This is a genomic window from Coriobacteriia bacterium (assembly GCA_016649875.1).
In the GTDB taxonomy this organism is placed as follows: Bacteria; Actinomycetota; Coriobacteriia; order WRKU01; family JAENWW01; genus JAENWW01.
In genome coordinates, this window is the sequence record JAENWW010000007.1 from 16740 (window position 1) to 31882 (window position 15143).

The 15143-nt window shown below is 50.9% G+C and carries 18 protein-coding genes and 1 tRNA gene; all 19 read left to right on the forward strand.

Annotated elements, in window-relative coordinates:
- Positions 1-17 precede the first annotated feature (17 nt).
- The 19 genes from JJE36_03735 (at position 18) to JJE36_03825 (ending at position 15125) form a co-directional block, all read left to right on the forward strand.
- Entirely contained in the window at positions 18-758 is a 741-nt protein-coding gene (locus JJE36_03735; GenBank protein MBK5211405.1) for a hypothetical protein, read from the forward strand.
- Complete coding sequence (locus JJE36_03740) at positions 755-1975, forward strand: AAA family ATPase (GenBank protein ID MBK5211406.1); 1221 nt, start codon at positions 755-757, stop codon at positions 1973-1975. Before JJE36_03735 ends, JJE36_03740 begins: the two co-directional genes overlap by 4 nt.
- Positions 1966-3291, forward strand: a complete 1326-nt coding sequence (locus JJE36_03745) for a CpaF family protein (GenBank protein ID MBK5211407.1) — start codon at positions 1966-1968, stop codon at positions 3289-3291. The genes JJE36_03740 and JJE36_03745 overlap by 10 nt, the downstream gene beginning before the upstream one ends.
- Positions 3273-4277, forward strand: coding sequence for a type II secretion system F family protein (locus JJE36_03750; GenBank protein MBK5211408.1), 1005 nt, complete (start codon positions 3273-3275; stop codon positions 4275-4277). Before JJE36_03745 ends, JJE36_03750 begins: the two co-directional genes overlap by 19 nt.
- Positions 4278-4399: 122 nt before the next feature.
- Complete coding sequence (locus tag JJE36_03755) at positions 4400-5263, forward strand: type II secretion system F family protein (GenBank protein MBK5211409.1); 864 nt, start codon at positions 4400-4402, stop codon at positions 5261-5263.
- A 47-nt stretch (positions 5264-5310) separates the two neighbouring features.
- Positions 5311-5490 carry a hypothetical protein gene (locus tag JJE36_03760; GenBank protein ID MBK5211410.1) on the forward strand — a complete coding sequence of 60 codons (180 nt, stop codon included), beginning with the start codon at positions 5311-5313 and terminating at the stop codon, positions 5488-5490.
- A 10-nt stretch (positions 5491-5500) separates the two neighbouring features.
- Positions 5501-5728, forward strand: coding sequence for a hypothetical protein (locus JJE36_03765; GenBank protein ID MBK5211411.1), 228 nt, complete (start codon positions 5501-5503; stop codon positions 5726-5728).
- Positions 5729-5756: 28 nt separating this feature from the next.
- Positions 5757-6206, forward strand: a complete 450-nt coding sequence (locus JJE36_03770) for a hypothetical protein (GenBank protein MBK5211412.1) — start codon at positions 5757-5759, stop codon at positions 6204-6206.
- A gap of 6 nt (positions 6207-6212) precedes the next feature.
- Positions 6213-8345 carry a hypothetical protein gene (locus JJE36_03775; protein MBK5211413.1) on the forward strand — a complete coding sequence of 711 codons (2133 nt, stop codon included), beginning with the start codon at positions 6213-6215 and terminating at the stop codon, positions 8343-8345.
- Entirely contained in the window at positions 8342-8803 is a 462-nt protein-coding gene (locus JJE36_03780) for a hypothetical protein (GenBank protein ID MBK5211414.1), read from the forward strand. Before JJE36_03775 ends, JJE36_03780 begins: the two co-directional genes overlap by 4 nt.
- Positions 8800-9132, forward strand: coding sequence for a DUF192 domain-containing protein (locus JJE36_03785; GenBank protein MBK5211415.1), 333 nt, complete (start codon positions 8800-8802; stop codon positions 9130-9132). The genes JJE36_03780 and JJE36_03785 overlap by 4 nt, the downstream gene beginning before the upstream one ends.
- Positions 9129-9599 (forward strand): FHA domain-containing protein, encoded by a 471-nt coding sequence (locus tag JJE36_03790; protein ID MBK5211416.1) that lies wholly within the window; start codon positions 9129-9131, stop codon positions 9597-9599. The genes JJE36_03785 and JJE36_03790 overlap by 4 nt, the downstream gene beginning before the upstream one ends.
- Positions 9600-9665: 66 nt before the next feature.
- Positions 9666-9956 carry a Veg family protein gene (locus JJE36_03795; GenBank protein ID MBK5211417.1) on the forward strand — a complete coding sequence of 97 codons (291 nt, stop codon included), beginning with the start codon at positions 9666-9668 and terminating at the stop codon, positions 9954-9956.
- A gap of 72 nt (positions 9957-10028) precedes the next feature.
- Positions 10029-10994, forward strand: coding sequence for a 4-(cytidine 5'-diphospho)-2-C-methyl-D-erythritol kinase (ispE, locus tag JJE36_03800; protein MBK5211418.1), 966 nt, complete (start codon positions 10029-10031; stop codon positions 10992-10994).
- Between the two features lie 49 nt (positions 10995-11043).
- On the forward strand, positions 11044-11844 hold the full coding sequence (locus tag JJE36_03805; GenBank protein ID MBK5211419.1) for an NTP transferase domain-containing protein: 801 nt from the start codon (positions 11044-11046) through the stop codon (positions 11842-11844).
- A gap of 18 nt (positions 11845-11862) precedes the next feature.
- Positions 11863-11936: transfer RNA gene (locus JJE36_03810), tRNA-Gln, on the forward strand.
- A gap of 207 nt (positions 11937-12143) precedes the next feature.
- The gene (glmU, locus tag JJE36_03815) at positions 12144-13577 is read left to right on the forward strand and encodes a bifunctional UDP-N-acetylglucosamine diphosphorylase/glucosamine-1-phosphate N-acetyltransferase GlmU (GenBank protein ID MBK5211420.1); all 1434 of its coding nucleotides are present in this window, start codon (positions 12144-12146) and stop codon (positions 13575-13577) included.
- Entirely contained in the window at positions 13577-14530 is a 954-nt protein-coding gene (locus tag JJE36_03820) for a ribose-phosphate pyrophosphokinase (protein MBK5211421.1), read from the forward strand. The genes glmU and JJE36_03820 overlap by 1 nt, the downstream gene beginning before the upstream one ends.
- A gap of 25 nt (positions 14531-14555) precedes the next feature.
- A complete protein-coding gene (locus JJE36_03825; GenBank protein ID MBK5211422.1) occupies positions 14556-15125 on the forward strand; it encodes an aminoacyl-tRNA hydrolase in 570 nt (189 codons plus the stop codon).
- Positions 15126-15143 lie beyond the last annotated feature (18 nt).

Consider the following 15143-nt stretch of genomic DNA (forward strand, 5'->3'; position numbering starts at 1 on the left):
GATGAAAGGATGCGGTTATGGCTCTTGATAAGCGTGCGACGCTCGGTGTGGTCTTCGGTTTGTGTGCTTTAGTCGCAGCCGGTGGATTCGTGTGGGGGATCACGACTTCCTCCGAACGCGATAATCGCATCCTTTTTGAGAGGTATGGGGGCGATATCGTCGAAGTCTGCGTTGCGACAAAAGACATCAAGGCCGGCGAACTCATATCTGATAAAGAAATAAAGACGAAGTCGTGGGTGGCTTCCCTCCTTCCCGAAAAAGCGGTGCTTGGCCGTAATCGACTCGCTATTCGAAATAAGAGGGCGAGCGAACATATCGTAAAAGGCGAGCCGATTTCCTTGCTTCGCGTAAAAGATAATGCGAACAAAATGGATGAAATACCGGAAGGGTGTACCGCGATTACGCTGCAGACCGACCCCGTACGTGCGCTCGGAGGGCAGGCGAAAGCGGGAATGTATGTGACGCTCTTGGATACTTCGGACACCGATCGTACGAGTATTTTGGCTGAACATGTCGAGGTCTTGGTCTCGAGTACGGAAACCGATTCAAAAAGAAGCGGCACGTTGATCGGGTCTTCTTCGGCTCCGGATATCACATGGATAACACTGTCGATTCCCGACGAACTTGTTGCGCAGGTAGCCGCCGCTTCATCGGCGAACGCGACCTATATCGTCATGCCGAAAAACTCCGATGCCAAGTTATCGTCACTGGTGGAAGCGACCTCGGCAATCGAACTTGCGCCGAGGACAGAAAAATGAGCGAGATAATTGCGATTGTAACCTCCGATTCGCGGGAACGATCCCGCTTGGAATTTCTCGCGAAACAGAGAGGACCCGGTGAGGTCCACTTCTATTCGAGTGGTGCAGAACTTTTCGAAGCGCTCAACACCAAGGAAAGCCGCCGAGAGGGTATAGCGATTGTTGGAAATACGGTGGGTGACATCGCACCGCTCAATCTCGTCGATGCTCTCCGCAATGAATTCACCGGCATGCGAGTCATCGCCATTTTGGCAAACCGTGACGATGGGCTGGTGAATAAAGCGATGCTTGCGGGTGCAAGCGCTGCGGTTGAGGAAGGTTGTAGAGAAGAAGATCTCAACCTTGCGATTGAGAGAGTCTCTCGATCCCGACTGTATGTCCCCGAAACAGCAGGACTTGCTCGGAAACGAGGGGAGGAGCTCGGGAAGCGGGGAAACGTTGTGACTTTCGTCGGTGCAAAGGGTGGGTGCGGACGTTCGACCATTGCGTGCTTGTTGGCGGAGCAGTTTTCTTCCGATGGGGTGAACGTGGCTCTCGTCGATTTCGATTTGCAATTCGGCGATCTCGGCTTCTTATTCAATAGAATACAGGGCCCGACTATTCTGGAAATGATGCAAGGTATTACAGCGACTGTCTCTTCCGTCGCTCGGTATGGTCGACCGATTCATGAGAATCTCACCCTGTTCGCGCCTGATCCCGCTCCTGAAAAGGCAGAGCTTCTGAATGGACTTGTGCGTACATGCATCGCTGCCATCAGACGTGAATATGATCTCGTATTGGTGAACACGGGCGCATTTTGGACGCTATTTCATGCAGAAGTTCTAGATGTGAGCGATCAGGCCGTGTGTGTTTGTGAGCAGAGTATCGTTTCAATGCGCGCGACCGTTCAATTGCTGGGGCTTTGTTCAAAGCTCGGAATTCCTGCTAAGCAGTTCATTTTTGTGGCGAATAGAATGCAAAGCCGAGGATTATCGCAAAATGACATCGCATCCGGAATCGACGTCGAGAAAGTGATTCCCATCGCAAATGCTCCGCAAGAGTTCTCAATGATATTCGAAGGCGGCAATATTGCCGAGGCCTTGGAACTCATGCTCAAGCGAGATGACGGTATTCAGGTGCTTTATGAACATCTTGCCGGGAAAATGGGAATTTCGGTTAGGAATGTTGAGAACATGCGGTCGGCTATGCATAAAAACTCGAGGTGGTTATGGAAATGAACACTTTGCTCGGGCGTATACAGCATGATGACAAGCCCGATTTGAAAAATTCGCTTGTGGATATTGTGACGAATGAGCTCTACAGAATAATCCCGTCTCAAAAAATCGCAAGTCTGATTGTCGAGAACCCAACGGGAGCTCGAAAAGAATTGGAGCATATTTTACATGAGATAACCGTCAAGCCACCGTGCAAAATTATCGATTCGGCACGACGCGGTGAAGTCGTCGGAAAAGTCATTTCGGCAATTCTCGGGTTCGGTCCAATCGATGATTTACTCGATGACCCTTCGGTTACAGAAATAATGGTCAACGGCGGAAAGAAAATATTCTTCGAACGCGATGGACGTCTTTACCAATCAAGTTTTTCTTTTAAGAACGATCAAGAGGTTCGTACGATTATCGACAGGATTATATCTCCTCTCGGGCGCAGAATCGATGAGCGCACACCTATGGTGAATGCGCGTCTGCCGCAGGGGCATCGTGTCCATGCGGTTATTCCGCCCTTATCTTTGGACGGCCCCATTTTGACGATTCGTAAATTTCGGGATGAGATTTTTGATTTCGAAGAGCTTACTCGTCTCGGTACGATGTCTCCTCAACTTTCCCAATTGCTTCTTTGGTTGGTGCAGGCAAGAAAGAATATCGCAGTGACGGGGGGCACCGGTTCCGGTAAAACCACGTTGCTCAATGCCTTGTCCAATGCAATCGACATTCATGAGCGAATTATCACCATAGAGGATTCCGCGGAGCTGAAGTTCGAACGCCATCCGCACGTGATCCGTCTGGAGAGCCGGCCGGCCAATCTCGAAGGGAAGGGCGCGGTTACTATCAGGGAATTGGTGATAAACAGTCTGAGGATGCGTCCGGACAGAATCGTCGTCGGTGAAGTTCGCGGTGCGGAGGCACTCGAGATGCTCCAAGCGATGAACACCGGACATGACGGTTCGCTGACGACTCTTCATGCGAATTCTGCTGATGAGGCGGCGGGAAGGCTCATCACCATGGTCGGGTATGGCGCTCAGTTGCCGCATACACAGATACTCGCGCAAATAGCTTCGGCATTCGATGTTATCGTCCATCAAAGCAGATTCGCGGATGGAGTGCGAAGAATCACTGAAATTGCTCTTGTGAAAGGAGTTTCGGAAGACGCATGTTTGCTCGAACGAATCTGCTCCTATGTTCAAGAAGGAAAAACTCTCGAAGGAAAAATCCAAGGACATTGGGACTTTTCTTGCAATGAGAAGCTTATGCAAGAGTTCATTGTCAAGGGAATTGCTTCGGATTCGGAGGTGGATCGATGGGTTTCACAGTTGTAGCGTGCGGTATTTTGTTCGTCATTTGCATAACTTTCGCCGGGTTTCTTTGCGGTCGGTTTTTGGCAGCTTATTTGCACAATAACGAGATGAAAAAATCTTCGCTTTTACGCGCAGGGAGCACATTTTCCAACGGAGCCGATCAGGATGCTCCGACCGTAGGCGTGCGCAACATTTCTGTACTCGTTTCCCTTCTCGAGCGACTTCCCGAAATATTCCCCGGCAAAAGAGTGGTTCCGGCCACGTGGGAACACTATGTAGATGGCGTTCTCTCTCGTGCCAATATCGATGCTGAAGGTGGGACCTTGCTGAAGTGGTCGTTGGTGCTGATTTCTTGTGTCATGTTGTTATCGATTATTTTGCGTCATGCACTTTTTGGTCTTTTGATTTTGGTGACATTCTACGTGATTTCAGTGCTTTATTTAACGAGGCGTTCAGAAAAGACAGCGCAATTGTTGCGCACGCAATCTATAGATTTTGCCGATGACTTGTCTGATTCGCTGAGCGCAGGTCGTTCGCTTTCCCAAGCGATTCTTGCATCTTGTGAAAATGCCAAAGAGCCTATGGGCGGAATCATCAAAGAAATGGTGGCTTTAGTGAATTATGGGTTTTCTGCCGATGAGGCCTTTGAAAAATGCGCTCGAGAAACCTCCCGGCCCGAACTCCATACGCTGGCGGCTGCAATCAGAATTCAATATCAATCGGGAGGAAATATTCGAAACGTACTTGCTGAGTTTTCTTCTCAGATGAGGCAGAACCTTCTTTTCGAGCAAAATTTGAAGACGCAAACGGCTCAAGGACGACTTTCGGTCCAGGTGGTCGGATTCGTTCCACCCATTCTCGTCGTTGCTATGAATTTTCTCATGCCGGGGTATTTTGCCGCGTTCTTTGCAAACCCTGTGGGCAAGGTCTTATTTTATTTCGCGGTGGGGCTTGATCTCATCGGTTTATTGGCAGTCCGAAATATTATGAAAATTTCGATTTCCTAAAGGACGTGGCTATGCATTTTGATGTGATGACAACTGTTTTCGGAATTGCGGGCTCGCTTTTCTTTGGTTTATTCGTGCATTCGATGTATTCAAATCATACGGAGAAGCATCGATATCATGGCATGGCACTCGAACGAATCCATGGCGGCTTTCACGGAGAGGATCGCGAACGTGCTTGCTCCCATCGGAAGGTCATGGCGGCGCTCCAAGCCGTTTTGTGCTTTTTCGAAAATCATCCGGTTATAGGTGCTCCGGTAGAAGTTCTTGCTCGCGTGCGGGAGGGGCTGCAAACCGAGACTCTGCAAAAGGTAAAGGAATCGCGTGTCCTGCATTCGTATATGGACCCGCTCTCCTTTCGTCAGTACAACACGCTTGTTTCTGCGAGCTCGGCAGGCTTTGGTGTGGTCATCGGAGTATGCGGGCTTGTTTTGGGATCCTTTTACTCGATTTGTTTCTGTGTCGGCGGGATGTTTCTTTTCTCTCAATTGGTTGATCGAGCCCTACTTCGGCTTGCTGATAAAAAGCGAGAAACCTATGAACGAGATCTTGCCGGAATGATGAACATGATTGTTCTCGGAGTAGAAGCCGGAGCGACATTCGATACAGCCTTCGGTTCGTATGTCGATAGTTTCGATGCCCCGCTCGCGCTTGCTTCTCGCAAGACCTATCGCTCCTACATTTCCGGTGTGCGCTCGCGAAGCGATGCGCTTGACGAGCTCGCCAAGGAAATCGATTCGGAAATATTTTTCCGGTTTATCGCAACGATAAAAAGAGCGCTGTATCTCGGTAGTCCCCTATCGCTTGCTCTCGACGATCAGTTGAGCGATATACGTGCCTATAGAAAGGAAAAGGTTGAAGAGGAGATAGCGAAAAAGCCGGTGAAAATCCTCCTCCCACTCGGAGTATGCATTTTACCTGCAATGCTGATTTTGCTTTTGGGGCCGATTTTGATGGAGGTGATGCAAGGAATAAATATGGGTGCTTAGCAAACGGTAAGGAAGTTCATATCCATTGGAAGAGGAAGGAAAGGACCATGCAACTCTATTATTATTTGAGGTCTTACTTCGGGGAAGATTCGGGGCAAGGAATATCTGAGTATCTCATTATCCTTGCAGTTGTCGTAATCGCAGCCATCGGACTGGCGACGAAATTCAACGCAGCGCTCACCGGCTTGTGGGGGTCGATAACCAGCCAGATTTCACTAATCACCTAGTGGCGTCGAGATGAAACGACTTGAGGAGTCCTCCGGGCAGGCGGTTCTCGAATACCTCATCGGATCCTTCTTGGTTGCGATTATTCTTCTTGCACTTGCCGGTGTTTGGCACGGATGGCGTGAAGAAGCGGTAAGACAGGACTCTATGCTGGGAAAAACTTTTACCTCCGCGCCCTATTCAAATTCATCATCGATGGGAGGGAGTGCACAAGGTGCAAAAGACATTCTCATGCATTAGGGTCTTTCGAGCAGAGGAGGGTCAAGCCATGGTCGAGACCCCGATTGTGATTTCTGTAATTTGCCTCATGATTTTCATGCTTCTCCAACCTGCGGTGATGCTGATTGGGAAAATGATGGTCGGCTATACCGTCGGGTGTGTCGCTCGCGTCGCGGCAACCGATATTTCCTACGGGGGTGCGAATCACTCGGCATTGCTTAAAGCATATGCCGCCGATAAGCTCAGCGCCTTGCCACAAACCGATTTATTTTATGTACCGGGCTCTCTCCAAGTGAGCGTGGATGGAAATCCCCGGTCAGATTTTTTTAAAGTATCCGTCTCTATAAAACAAAAGCCTCTGCCACTTGTGGGAGCGGCTTTGAAAAAAGATGCCGCCGGATTGTTGGTGGTTTCCTCCAGTACGAAAATATGGGGCGCTCAGTTGCAGGTCGACCCCTCGTATGGGGAAGGACCGTTGATCGTCGGGGTTCGAAGGTGATGCGAAATGCTGAGATTATTTAAAAACGATGAGGGTTCGACTGCGCTGACGGTCGTCGTATCCATCGTGCTCGTCGTCGTTCTCGTTGCCTTTAGCATGCAATGGTATTGGGTCAATTCGTCATCTGCCGATGTTCAGTTCATGGCAGACATGGGAGCGGTCGGTGCGGCGGATGCCATTGCAAAAACAGTAAGTGTCATACAGGTTATCGATGCGGTGATGATGTCTTTGAACCTGTTCGGACTTGTCATACACGCGACCGTCCTCGTGGCAGGTGTGGCAAGTGTCGTCGGTGCACCCGTCGGGGGTGCTGCAATGGCGCCGTTTTTGGAGCGATCCGTCGCGTTTGATAAAGATTTCGTCGAAGCAAGGCGAAAATTTTCCGATGCGGTCTATGGAGCTGCGCAAAAGATATCCGATGCCGCGCCGTACCTCGCTTTGGGGTATGCTTCGAATCTCGTGGCTCAGAACGCATCCGCACGAGATTCATTCAATAAATCGAGCTACCACGTAATTACGATTCCGTTCCCTGCGAAAGGAGTGGTGACGCGCAGTGATTTTTCCGAGACGGAAGGAGAACTCGTCTCATCAATCGAGAAAACATCGAACAGTAACAAAACGGATGCCACAGATTTAAAAGTTCTTGATGAAAAACTTCAGACTGCCATCGATGAATGTTATTCCGCCGATATCTACAAGGCAATCGGTGTGCCTCGTGCACGCTGGAATCCGTCACAGTCATTGGCCGATTTCAAAGGAGAGTTCGAAAAGGTCGCTGCGCAGGTGCAAGGAGTCGGTTACTCCGCAAACCCCATCGATGAGTCATCACAAAGCGCTCGGTTGAGTTTGGAAGAGATATACAATCGCGATCTCAAGTCTGTGACGGATTCGGTTCGTTCTCGGGTGCAGGATGCCATCGGGGAGGAACCGGTGGCGGATGGACCGATGACATCGGTTCAAGTGGACATCGATGAGCTCTACCGTGTTTGGAGCGAACAACAAGTGTATTTGCTCGAACATGAGACGGGCCGGCGTAAAGCGTACCATTGCGACCAAGAATGCAGCGGTCTTGCAAACGCGAGTGAGGTACTGCAAACAGTGGATATTTCTGCGGTATATGGGGATGCGGATCATCCTCCGTGCTCCGTGTGCCGTCCTTTTTCTTGGGCTGCGGTTCAGTCGTGGCGTCAGAATTCATCGAGCTTTCTGGAAGCGTGGAACTCTGAAGCTTCGGCGATTCGATCCTATGAAGAAATTCGCGCTCTCATCAAAGAAAAGTCGCAAGGAATGCAGGAGCGGACCCGAAATGGATTCGACGAGTTGCTCAAAGCGGCCGAGAAGTATTTAAAAGGTGGCAGACTCACGTATGAACCTGCTGGTTCTCGAGGTATTCTATGCATCGCATATGCAAGCGGTGGGCGCGCGATGCCGGGGTTTACCCTTTCTGAGATCACCAACACAGAGAACGTGGAACTCGGTCCGCAGGTTGCTCTGGCGGCGTCTAAAATAATGCCGGCAAAGGGGCTATACGATATTAAGGCAGGGGTCAGTACGACGAATAATTATTTGAGCTCAGATTCCGGTCGGCTCGGCGGACTCATCTACAATTCGATCGACGGGGATGACTCGATGTTCGGTGCGCTTTCATCGATATGGGTAAAATGCACGCAAGTGTTTACGAATTCGGACAAAAGTCTGTCGCGTATGTTTTCTTCTCTTCCCTGGGGAATCGGAGCGATAGCTGATTCTTTCATGTCGAAACTCATCGCCCTTGCGGGCGTGGAGCCACCCGATATGCGCTCCTATAAACCGTTTTTGGTCAATACGGCGACAATCGGAGATCCGAGCCGCCCTGATGCCGAAGGCAGGTTTTTCACTGCGCTGCGGGCTTCAAAAAAGGCTTTGGAACAATCGGGCGGACTGAATGCGACGGGTTTGAAAGAAGTAATCAGCGAATCGGTGTCGGGCTATGAAACCGATGCGGGGAGTAGGATACGCAATGTTTTGCCCGTAGCCGCTTCTGGAAATGCGATAAATCTTCCCTTCCATATCAATTATTCTCAGGTAGTCCAAACATCGGTCATGTGGCTGAAAAGTAATGTATTGCTGGTACTTTCAGCAATACCTGATGGGTCGTGAAGCATATGAAACCAAGCGCGACGAGCGTATCCGATACGTATCATGGCGATTCCGGACAAATGGTCGCGGAGCTTTTCACGGTCATTCCGGCGTTTCTGCTTGTTTTGATAGTCGCTTGCAATCTCTTTATGTTCGTCAGCATAGCGGCCAAAAGCGATCGGATGGGAAATGAGATCGTGCGTGAATTGTACCAGTCGAATACCAATTCTTATGTTTCCACCCAAGGTATCAAGAAAAATGCTTTGGACTATCCCTGGCCTTCGAAAGTGCAGGTTGTTTGTTCGGTGTTCGGGTCTCCCTCAACCCTTGTTCCTTCGGGAAGGGAGGTGCAGACGGGAATCATTTTTTATCCGTTCAAGATGAGATATACCCAAGGAAAATTGCCCCAGACGGTGCTGAGTATAAAGAGAATCAAGCATTCATATATTCCGGCCTGGTTCGCCGGAGTGCTGCCATGACGGTAACGTTGCGGGTTCGTCAAGCGACGACATTCATATCACGGCTCAAAGGACTGCTGGGTATGAAGGAGTTTCCGCTTGGGGTAGATGCATTACTTCTCTCTCCGTGCAATGCGATACATACCGTCGGAATGGGCTTTGCGATAGATCTTGTATTTTTGGATTCACACAATAAAGTGATTCGAGTTGTAAAGAATATTTTCCCGGGCAAACTTTATGTCTCCGAACCTGGAGCAAGATCGGTATTGGAAATGGCTGCCGGACACAGCAGCTACATAAATCTTTGTGACACGATCATAACGAATACTTTTCAGGAGGATGCATCATGAAAACATGTCCGATTTGCGGAGCGCGTGCGGTTGAAAACGCAACTACCTGTTTCGAATGTCTCTATAGCTTCATCGAGATGTCGATCAGCCCGGTTGAAAAAGAGGAAGAGCGAGAAGAAATCGCCGAGGTCCCATCCAAAAAATCATTTGAGAATGCACTTTCCGGTGAGCATGCGGGCGATATTTTTCTCGAACTGTGGAAAAAGGGCAGACTGCAAAAGAAATTTATTTCCCACAACGGATCCCTCTACATCGGATCGGCGGGTTTCAACGATGTTTTTCTTAAATCGAGTCGCGTGGCTAAGCGGCAGTTGCATCTTTACAGGCAGGACGGAGACATGTACCTCGATATCTTGGATTTTTCGTATCCTGTATTTCTCAACGGACAAGAACTCGATGGGGCAGTCCCCGTGAAAGCCGATGATGCCATTTCCTTGGAAGACGTTCGTCTGGTCGTGTCTTCATAGACCGGACACTCTGTAAGTCTTCTGACCGTGTTATACTGGTTCCTTGTCATATAGGAGGTTTTCAGTATGGAATTGAATCGTCTTGCCGAAGCAGAAGGCGACATTCGCACGGTCCTCGAAGACATGACCGGCTCAATCGTGTGTATTCGCGCGAACATGGGTCGTTCGAAAGTAATGGAGTGCCAAGGTATGATTTTGCAGACTCATCCATCGGTGTTTTTGGTGGAAGTCCGCAAGAAAAGAAATCGTCGTGCACGCGCTTCATACAAATATGTCGATGTATTGACCGGTTCGGTGGAGCTATCGCATCCCGAAAGTGGAGAACCGGTATTTCCTTGGATTGAGTGCTCGAATTAAATCGCAACGAATAAGCGCAAGGTGTCTTGCGCTTTCCTTTGTCTCAAAATTAAACGGTAGAACTGAGGAAGTATGAAGGTATTTTCCCCAGCAAAAATAAACTTGGCGCTCAATGTCGGCGCAAAAATGAGAGATGGCTACCACCGGGTGGATTCGGTGTTTCATACACTCGCTTTCGGCGATGTCGTTGCAGTGGAGCCGTCTGAAAAGCTGAATCTCACGTGCTCGGTGAATCTCGGAATTGCACCTGAAAATAACCTTGCTTACAAAGCGGCGGTTTTGTTCGCGCGTGAAACAGGTACATCGAGCAACTATTCGATACATATCGATAAGCGCCTGCCGCACGGAGCCGGTCTCGGCGGTGGTTCTTCGAACGCAGCTGCAGTTATATATGCTCTTGCAGTGGCGGATGGCATCAACCCGGTCGGAACTCTCTGTATGCGAATCGCCGCTTCTTTAGGGTCCGATGTCCCTGTCTTTCTCGCTCCGACGGGAGCGAGTGTCATGACGGAGCGAGGTGAAGTTCTCGAGGAGTCTTTGCCTCCGGCAACAGGCGTTCCCGTCGTGTTGGCAATGCCTCGCAATCTCACCGTTTCGACGGCTCGGGTGTACAAGGCTTTCGATGAAAGCCCTCTACCGATACGGAGTATGGAGTTGCTTATCGGTATCCTTCATGATTTCGTCGAAGTGGATGCTCAACGCGACTTGCTGATGACGAGCCATGCGGGTATGGCGCGGCTGTTGGCGGGAGAGGTCTATAATAACTTGGCGGCTGCATCCGTTGCAGTCGAACCGAGTATCGGAGATGCGCTGTTGTTTTTAAAAACCCAGCGCGAAAGTCTTTGTGCAGAGGTCTCGGGTTCCGGTTCGTGCGTGTTCGCGCTCTGCGCGACGCCCGAACAGGCGGAAGCACTGCAAAAAAAGTGTGTGGAGTACGGGTTTTTTTCAGTAGCGACATCGTTGCGCTCTCAGGGTGTGACGAAAATAAACGAAGTGAGTACTATCGGTGGAAAGCCCGGCGTGAAACTTCCACAATAGATTGGGATTTGAATAGGGGCCTCATCGGTTTGCAGAAAGCGAATATATTGTGACGAAATATACACTTACACCCGAACATGAAAATACCGTCGATGTGATTGTTCTCGGCGGCGGCGACGGCGAGCCGGTCGATTCGATTACTCCGGTCAAAGGACTTGTCAAAGTACTCGACAAGTCGATGATCGAGTGGGTCGTCGATGCACTGCGCGAAGCAAAATCCGTGAGGGAAATTGCAATCGTCATTCCTGATGCGAAGTATATCGGCGATGAACTGAAGACGAAAGTCAACCATATAGTCGAGTGTGATAAGTCGTTTACCGATAATGCGCTGGCCGGAGCGGATGTTTTGAAAAACGATCTTCATATTCTTGGTGTCACCGCCGATATTCCGGCGCTCACTCCCGAGGCGGTCGATGATTTCGTCGAGCAGACACTCCGAGCGAATGTCGATTTCGCGTATCCGCTTATTCGTAAAGAACACCTGGAAGAACAGTTTCCGGGTTCTGTTCGTACCTATATAAAAATCAAAGGCGGTCCCGTCACGGGTGGGAACTTCTTTTTGGGTTCGCCTGAGTTCAAACTGCGTATCAAAGATACGCTCCAGCAGCTTTTCGAAACGCGCAAGAATCCTTTGAAGATGGTCCGCACGGTGGGGCCTCGTTTTGTGTTCAATTTAGCGAGCGGAAAACTCGATGTCACTGAAGTCGAAAAGAAAATGGGCGAGTTGCTCGGGGGACCCTGCGCAGCGATTTATACCGAATATGCGGCAATCGGAGCCGATGTCGATAAGCCCGTCGACCTCGAGGTGATTGAAGCGGCGATTCTTGCCACACACCGCTCTATCGTGTAAAGTATTATTTTGTCACTTTGGGATATCGTCTAATGGCAGGACTCTGGCTTTTGGTGCCAGCTATCTAGGTTCGAATCCTGGTATCCCAGCCATTGAAATGCGATAGCACCGACCATTTCGGTCGGTGCTATTTTATTGTTGGATAATTGTGCACGTTTTTCTCAAGATATGTATGCGACGTCCAAAAAGCGTTTCGCGAAATGCGGCGCGTTTTCTTTTGCTAGAATGGTAGGGCACGCAACAGTTCGGTTGCATTAATTTATTTCGCAAAGGCGTGTACGCGATAGGAGATTTTCCATATGCCAACGATTGCACTCATCCTCGCCGCCGGCCAGGGTACTCGCATGAAGTCGAAAACGCCGAAAGTGATTCATAAAATCCTCGGTATCCCTCTGGTTGAGTTCGTCATCGATGCCGCGCAAGAGGCCCAGTGCGAGGATATAGTGGTCATCACCGGGCATCAAGCCGAGGAAGTCGAGGCGGTGCTCCCTGCGAGAGTTCATGCTGTTCGCCAGGCGCAACGTATAGGGACGGCGAATGCCGTCGGTGTCTCGAAAAAAATAGTCGAAAAACTTGCCGGGCGCTCATTGATGGCCGATTCAACCGACCCCGATAACGGGATTCTCGTCGTTTTGTCGGGGGATGTTCCTCTTCTCAACGCTCAGACCATCGAGGAGTTAATCAAGCACTGCAAAAAAACCCACTCCGCAATGACCGTTCTGACGGCCATTTTGCCTGATTCAAACGGCTACGGGCGTATCGTGCGAAACGAAGCCGGCGACGTCGAACGTATCGTCGAGGACAAAGATGCCTCCGAAAAGGAACGTTCCATAAAGGAAATCAACACGGGAATCTATTGCTTCGCACTCGATAATTTATACGATCGTCTCGATCGCATCGACAATGACAATGCTCAAGGGGAGTATTACCTGACCGACATCCTCGCTCTGCTTCTCGCAGACGGTGAGCGTGTCACGGCGTTGCCTGTCAAGGAGCCGGCTGAAGTCGGCGGCGTGAATACTCGCGTTCAGCTTGCGCAAGCGACCGCACTCATGCAAGAGCGTATCAACACGCGGCTTATGACTGCCGGCGTCACGATGGTCTCTCCGGCGACTACGTGGATTTCTCCGCGGGCCGTCATAGCGGCGGATACGGAAATTCTGCCGAACACGCACATTCTCGGCGCTTCGTCTATCGGCGAGGATTGCATCATCGGTCCCGACACCCGTATCATCGACTCCACCGTCGAGAAGGGGGCCCGCATCGACTCATCGATAATTCTGGCATCGACGGTCGGTGAGGCGGCCAACATCGGTCCGCGCGCTTACCTGCGGCCGGGGTGCGTTCTCGAAGCCGATACGAAGGTGGGAACCAGCGTCGAGCTCAAAGCGACTCATCTCGGTCGCGGCAGTAAAATTCCTCACCTGAGCTATGTCGGCGACGCCGACATCGGTGAGAACTGCAATCTCGGCGCCGGCACGATAACGTGCAATTACGACGGATACACGAAGTCCAAGACGATCATCGGCGACAATGTGTTTATCGGTTCTGATACAATGCTTATTGCGCCCGTCACCATCGGAGACGGTGCCACCATCGGTGCATCGAGTGCCATCACGAAAGATGTGCCCGAAAATGCGCTCGCGCTCGAACGCAATGAGCAAAAAATCATAAAAGACTGGGCTGCCAGAAGGCGCTTGAAGAAAAATATGAGAGAGGAAGCGAAACAATAATGGATAGGCGCATGTTGCTCTTTTCCGGAACCGCCAATCACCCGATTGCCGAGGAAATCGCTCAGCAGTTGGGGACGGAATTGGGGAATATTAAAATTCGCCATTTCGCAAACGGTGAGATTTATGTTCGCTTTCTCGAGTCGGTGCGTGGCGCCGACGTCTTTTTGATTCAATCCATCTCAGCACCGGTCAACGAATCTCTCATGGAGCTCCTCATCATGATTGATGCGGCGAAGCGCGCGAGTGCCGGACGCATCATCGTGGTCATGCCTCATTACGGTTATGCGCGTCAAGATAAGAAGAGCGCGGCGCGAGAGCCTATCACGGCAAAACTCGTCGCCGATCTCGTTTCGACCGCAGGTGCCACCAGCATCATCACCATGGATTTACACCAAGGCCAAATTCAGGGATTCTTCGATATTCCGGTCAATCACCTGACGGCGATCGGGATTCTCGCCGATTATTTCGAGAGTCTCAAGCTTGAGGATATGGTCGTCGTGAGCCCCGATGTCGGACGCGCGAAGGCATGTAAAAAACTCTCCGATATGCTCGGCTGCGGTTTGGCCATCATGCATAAGGGCCGCCCCGACCATAATCTCGCCGAAATCAATCACGTCATCGGTGACGTCGAGGGCAAGACATGTATCATGACAGATGATATGGTCGATACCGCCGGCTCGATTACCGAGGGAGTTCGCGTGCTCAACGCGAAGGGCGCCAAAGCGATTTATGTCGGCGCGACTCACGGCATTTTCTCTCCTCCCGCCTTCGAGCGCATCGAGAGTGCTCCCATCGAGCAGCTTGTGGTCACCAACACGATTCCCGTACCCGAAGAGCGCCTCACCGGGAAAATCAAAGTGCTCTCGGTCGCGCCCATGTTTGCTCGCGCAATTTCCGCAGTCTATAACTACGGCAGCGTTTCGGATTTGTTCGACCCCGACTTTCAGCTTTAGAAGAAAAGCAGAGGCGATACGTCACATGACCTATTTGATTGCAGGTCTCGGCAATCCCGGCGAGGAGTACGCGCTCACGCGTCATAACGCCGGTTTCATGGTCGTCGATGAATTGGCACGTCGTCATAATGCCCGTTACTGGAAGAGCGAGGGGGGTGCTTTGACGAGCGAAGTGAGCTTCGGAGAGCACGACATCATTCTCGTAAAGCCTCAAACGTTCATGAATCTTTCGGGATCGGCGCTCGCCAATGTGGCGAAAACCCACGGGGTCGAGTCGGACGCCGTAATCGTCGTTCACGACGAACTCGACATCGATGCCGGGACCGTGCGGCTCAAGTTCGACGGGGGACACGCAGGGCATAACGGCTTGCGCTCGATTCACGAGAAGCTGCAAACATCCGCCTATGCGCGTGTGCGCGTCGGCATAGGACGACCGCCGGGACGCATGAAAGCGGCGGATTATGTTCTCGCGGCGCTGCGTAAAGAGGCGGCCGAGGATTTGGCAGTGGCAGTGCAAACCGCCGCCGATGCCTGCGAGGAAATCGTGTGCACTTCGTTTGCCGCGGCGATGAATCGCTACAACACGACAAACTGACCGAACGACATCGCTGCG

Bases quoted from the DNA above. Each gene is read 5' to 3' on its own strand.
- JJE36_03820 (MBK5211421.1), top strand. From the start codon at position 13,577: ATGGATAGGCGCATGTTGCTCTTTTCCGGAACCGCCAATCACCCGATT.
- JJE36_03785 (MBK5211415.1), top strand. From the start codon at position 8,800: ATGACGGTAACGTTGCGGGTTCGTCAAGCGACGACATTCATATCACGG.
- JJE36_03755 (MBK5211409.1), top strand. From the start codon at position 4,400: ATGGCACTCGAACGAATCCATGGCGGCTTTCACGGAGAGGATCGCGAA.
- JJE36_03825 (MBK5211422.1), top strand. From the start codon at position 14,556: ATGACCTATTTGATTGCAGGTCTCGGCAATCCCGGCGAGGAGTACGCG.
- glmU (MBK5211420.1), top strand. From the start codon at position 12,144: ATGCCAACGATTGCACTCATCCTCGCCGCCGGCCAGGGTACTCGCATG.
- JJE36_03775 (MBK5211413.1), top strand. From the start codon at position 6,213: ATGCTGAGATTATTTAAAAACGATGAGGGTTCGACTGCGCTGACGGTC.
- JJE36_03790 (MBK5211416.1), top strand. From the start codon at position 9,129: ATGAAAACATGTCCGATTTGCGGAGCGCGTGCGGTTGAAAACGCAACT.
- JJE36_03795 (MBK5211417.1), top strand. From the start codon at position 9,666: ATGGAATTGAATCGTCTTGCCGAAGCAGAAGGCGACATTCGCACGGTC.
- JJE36_03735 (MBK5211405.1), top strand. From the start codon at position 18: ATGGCTCTTGATAAGCGTGCGACGCTCGGTGTGGTCTTCGGTTTGTGT.
- JJE36_03760 (MBK5211410.1), top strand. From the start codon at position 5,311: ATGCAACTCTATTATTATTTGAGGTCTTACTTCGGGGAAGATTCGGGG.
- JJE36_03765 (MBK5211411.1), top strand. From the start codon at position 5,501: ATGAAACGACTTGAGGAGTCCTCCGGGCAGGCGGTTCTCGAATACCTC.
- ispE (MBK5211418.1), top strand. From the start codon at position 10,029: ATGAAGGTATTTTCCCCAGCAAAAATAAACTTGGCGCTCAATGTCGGC.
- JJE36_03770 (MBK5211412.1), top strand. From the start codon at position 5,757: ATGGTCGAGACCCCGATTGTGATTTCTGTAATTTGCCTCATGATTTTC.
- JJE36_03740 (MBK5211406.1), top strand. From the start codon at position 755: ATGAGCGAGATAATTGCGATTGTAACCTCCGATTCGCGGGAACGATCC.
- JJE36_03745 (MBK5211407.1), top strand. From the start codon at position 1,966: ATGGAAATGAACACTTTGCTCGGGCGTATACAGCATGATGACAAGCCC.
- JJE36_03750 (MBK5211408.1), top strand. From the start codon at position 3,273: ATGGGTTTCACAGTTGTAGCGTGCGGTATTTTGTTCGTCATTTGCATA.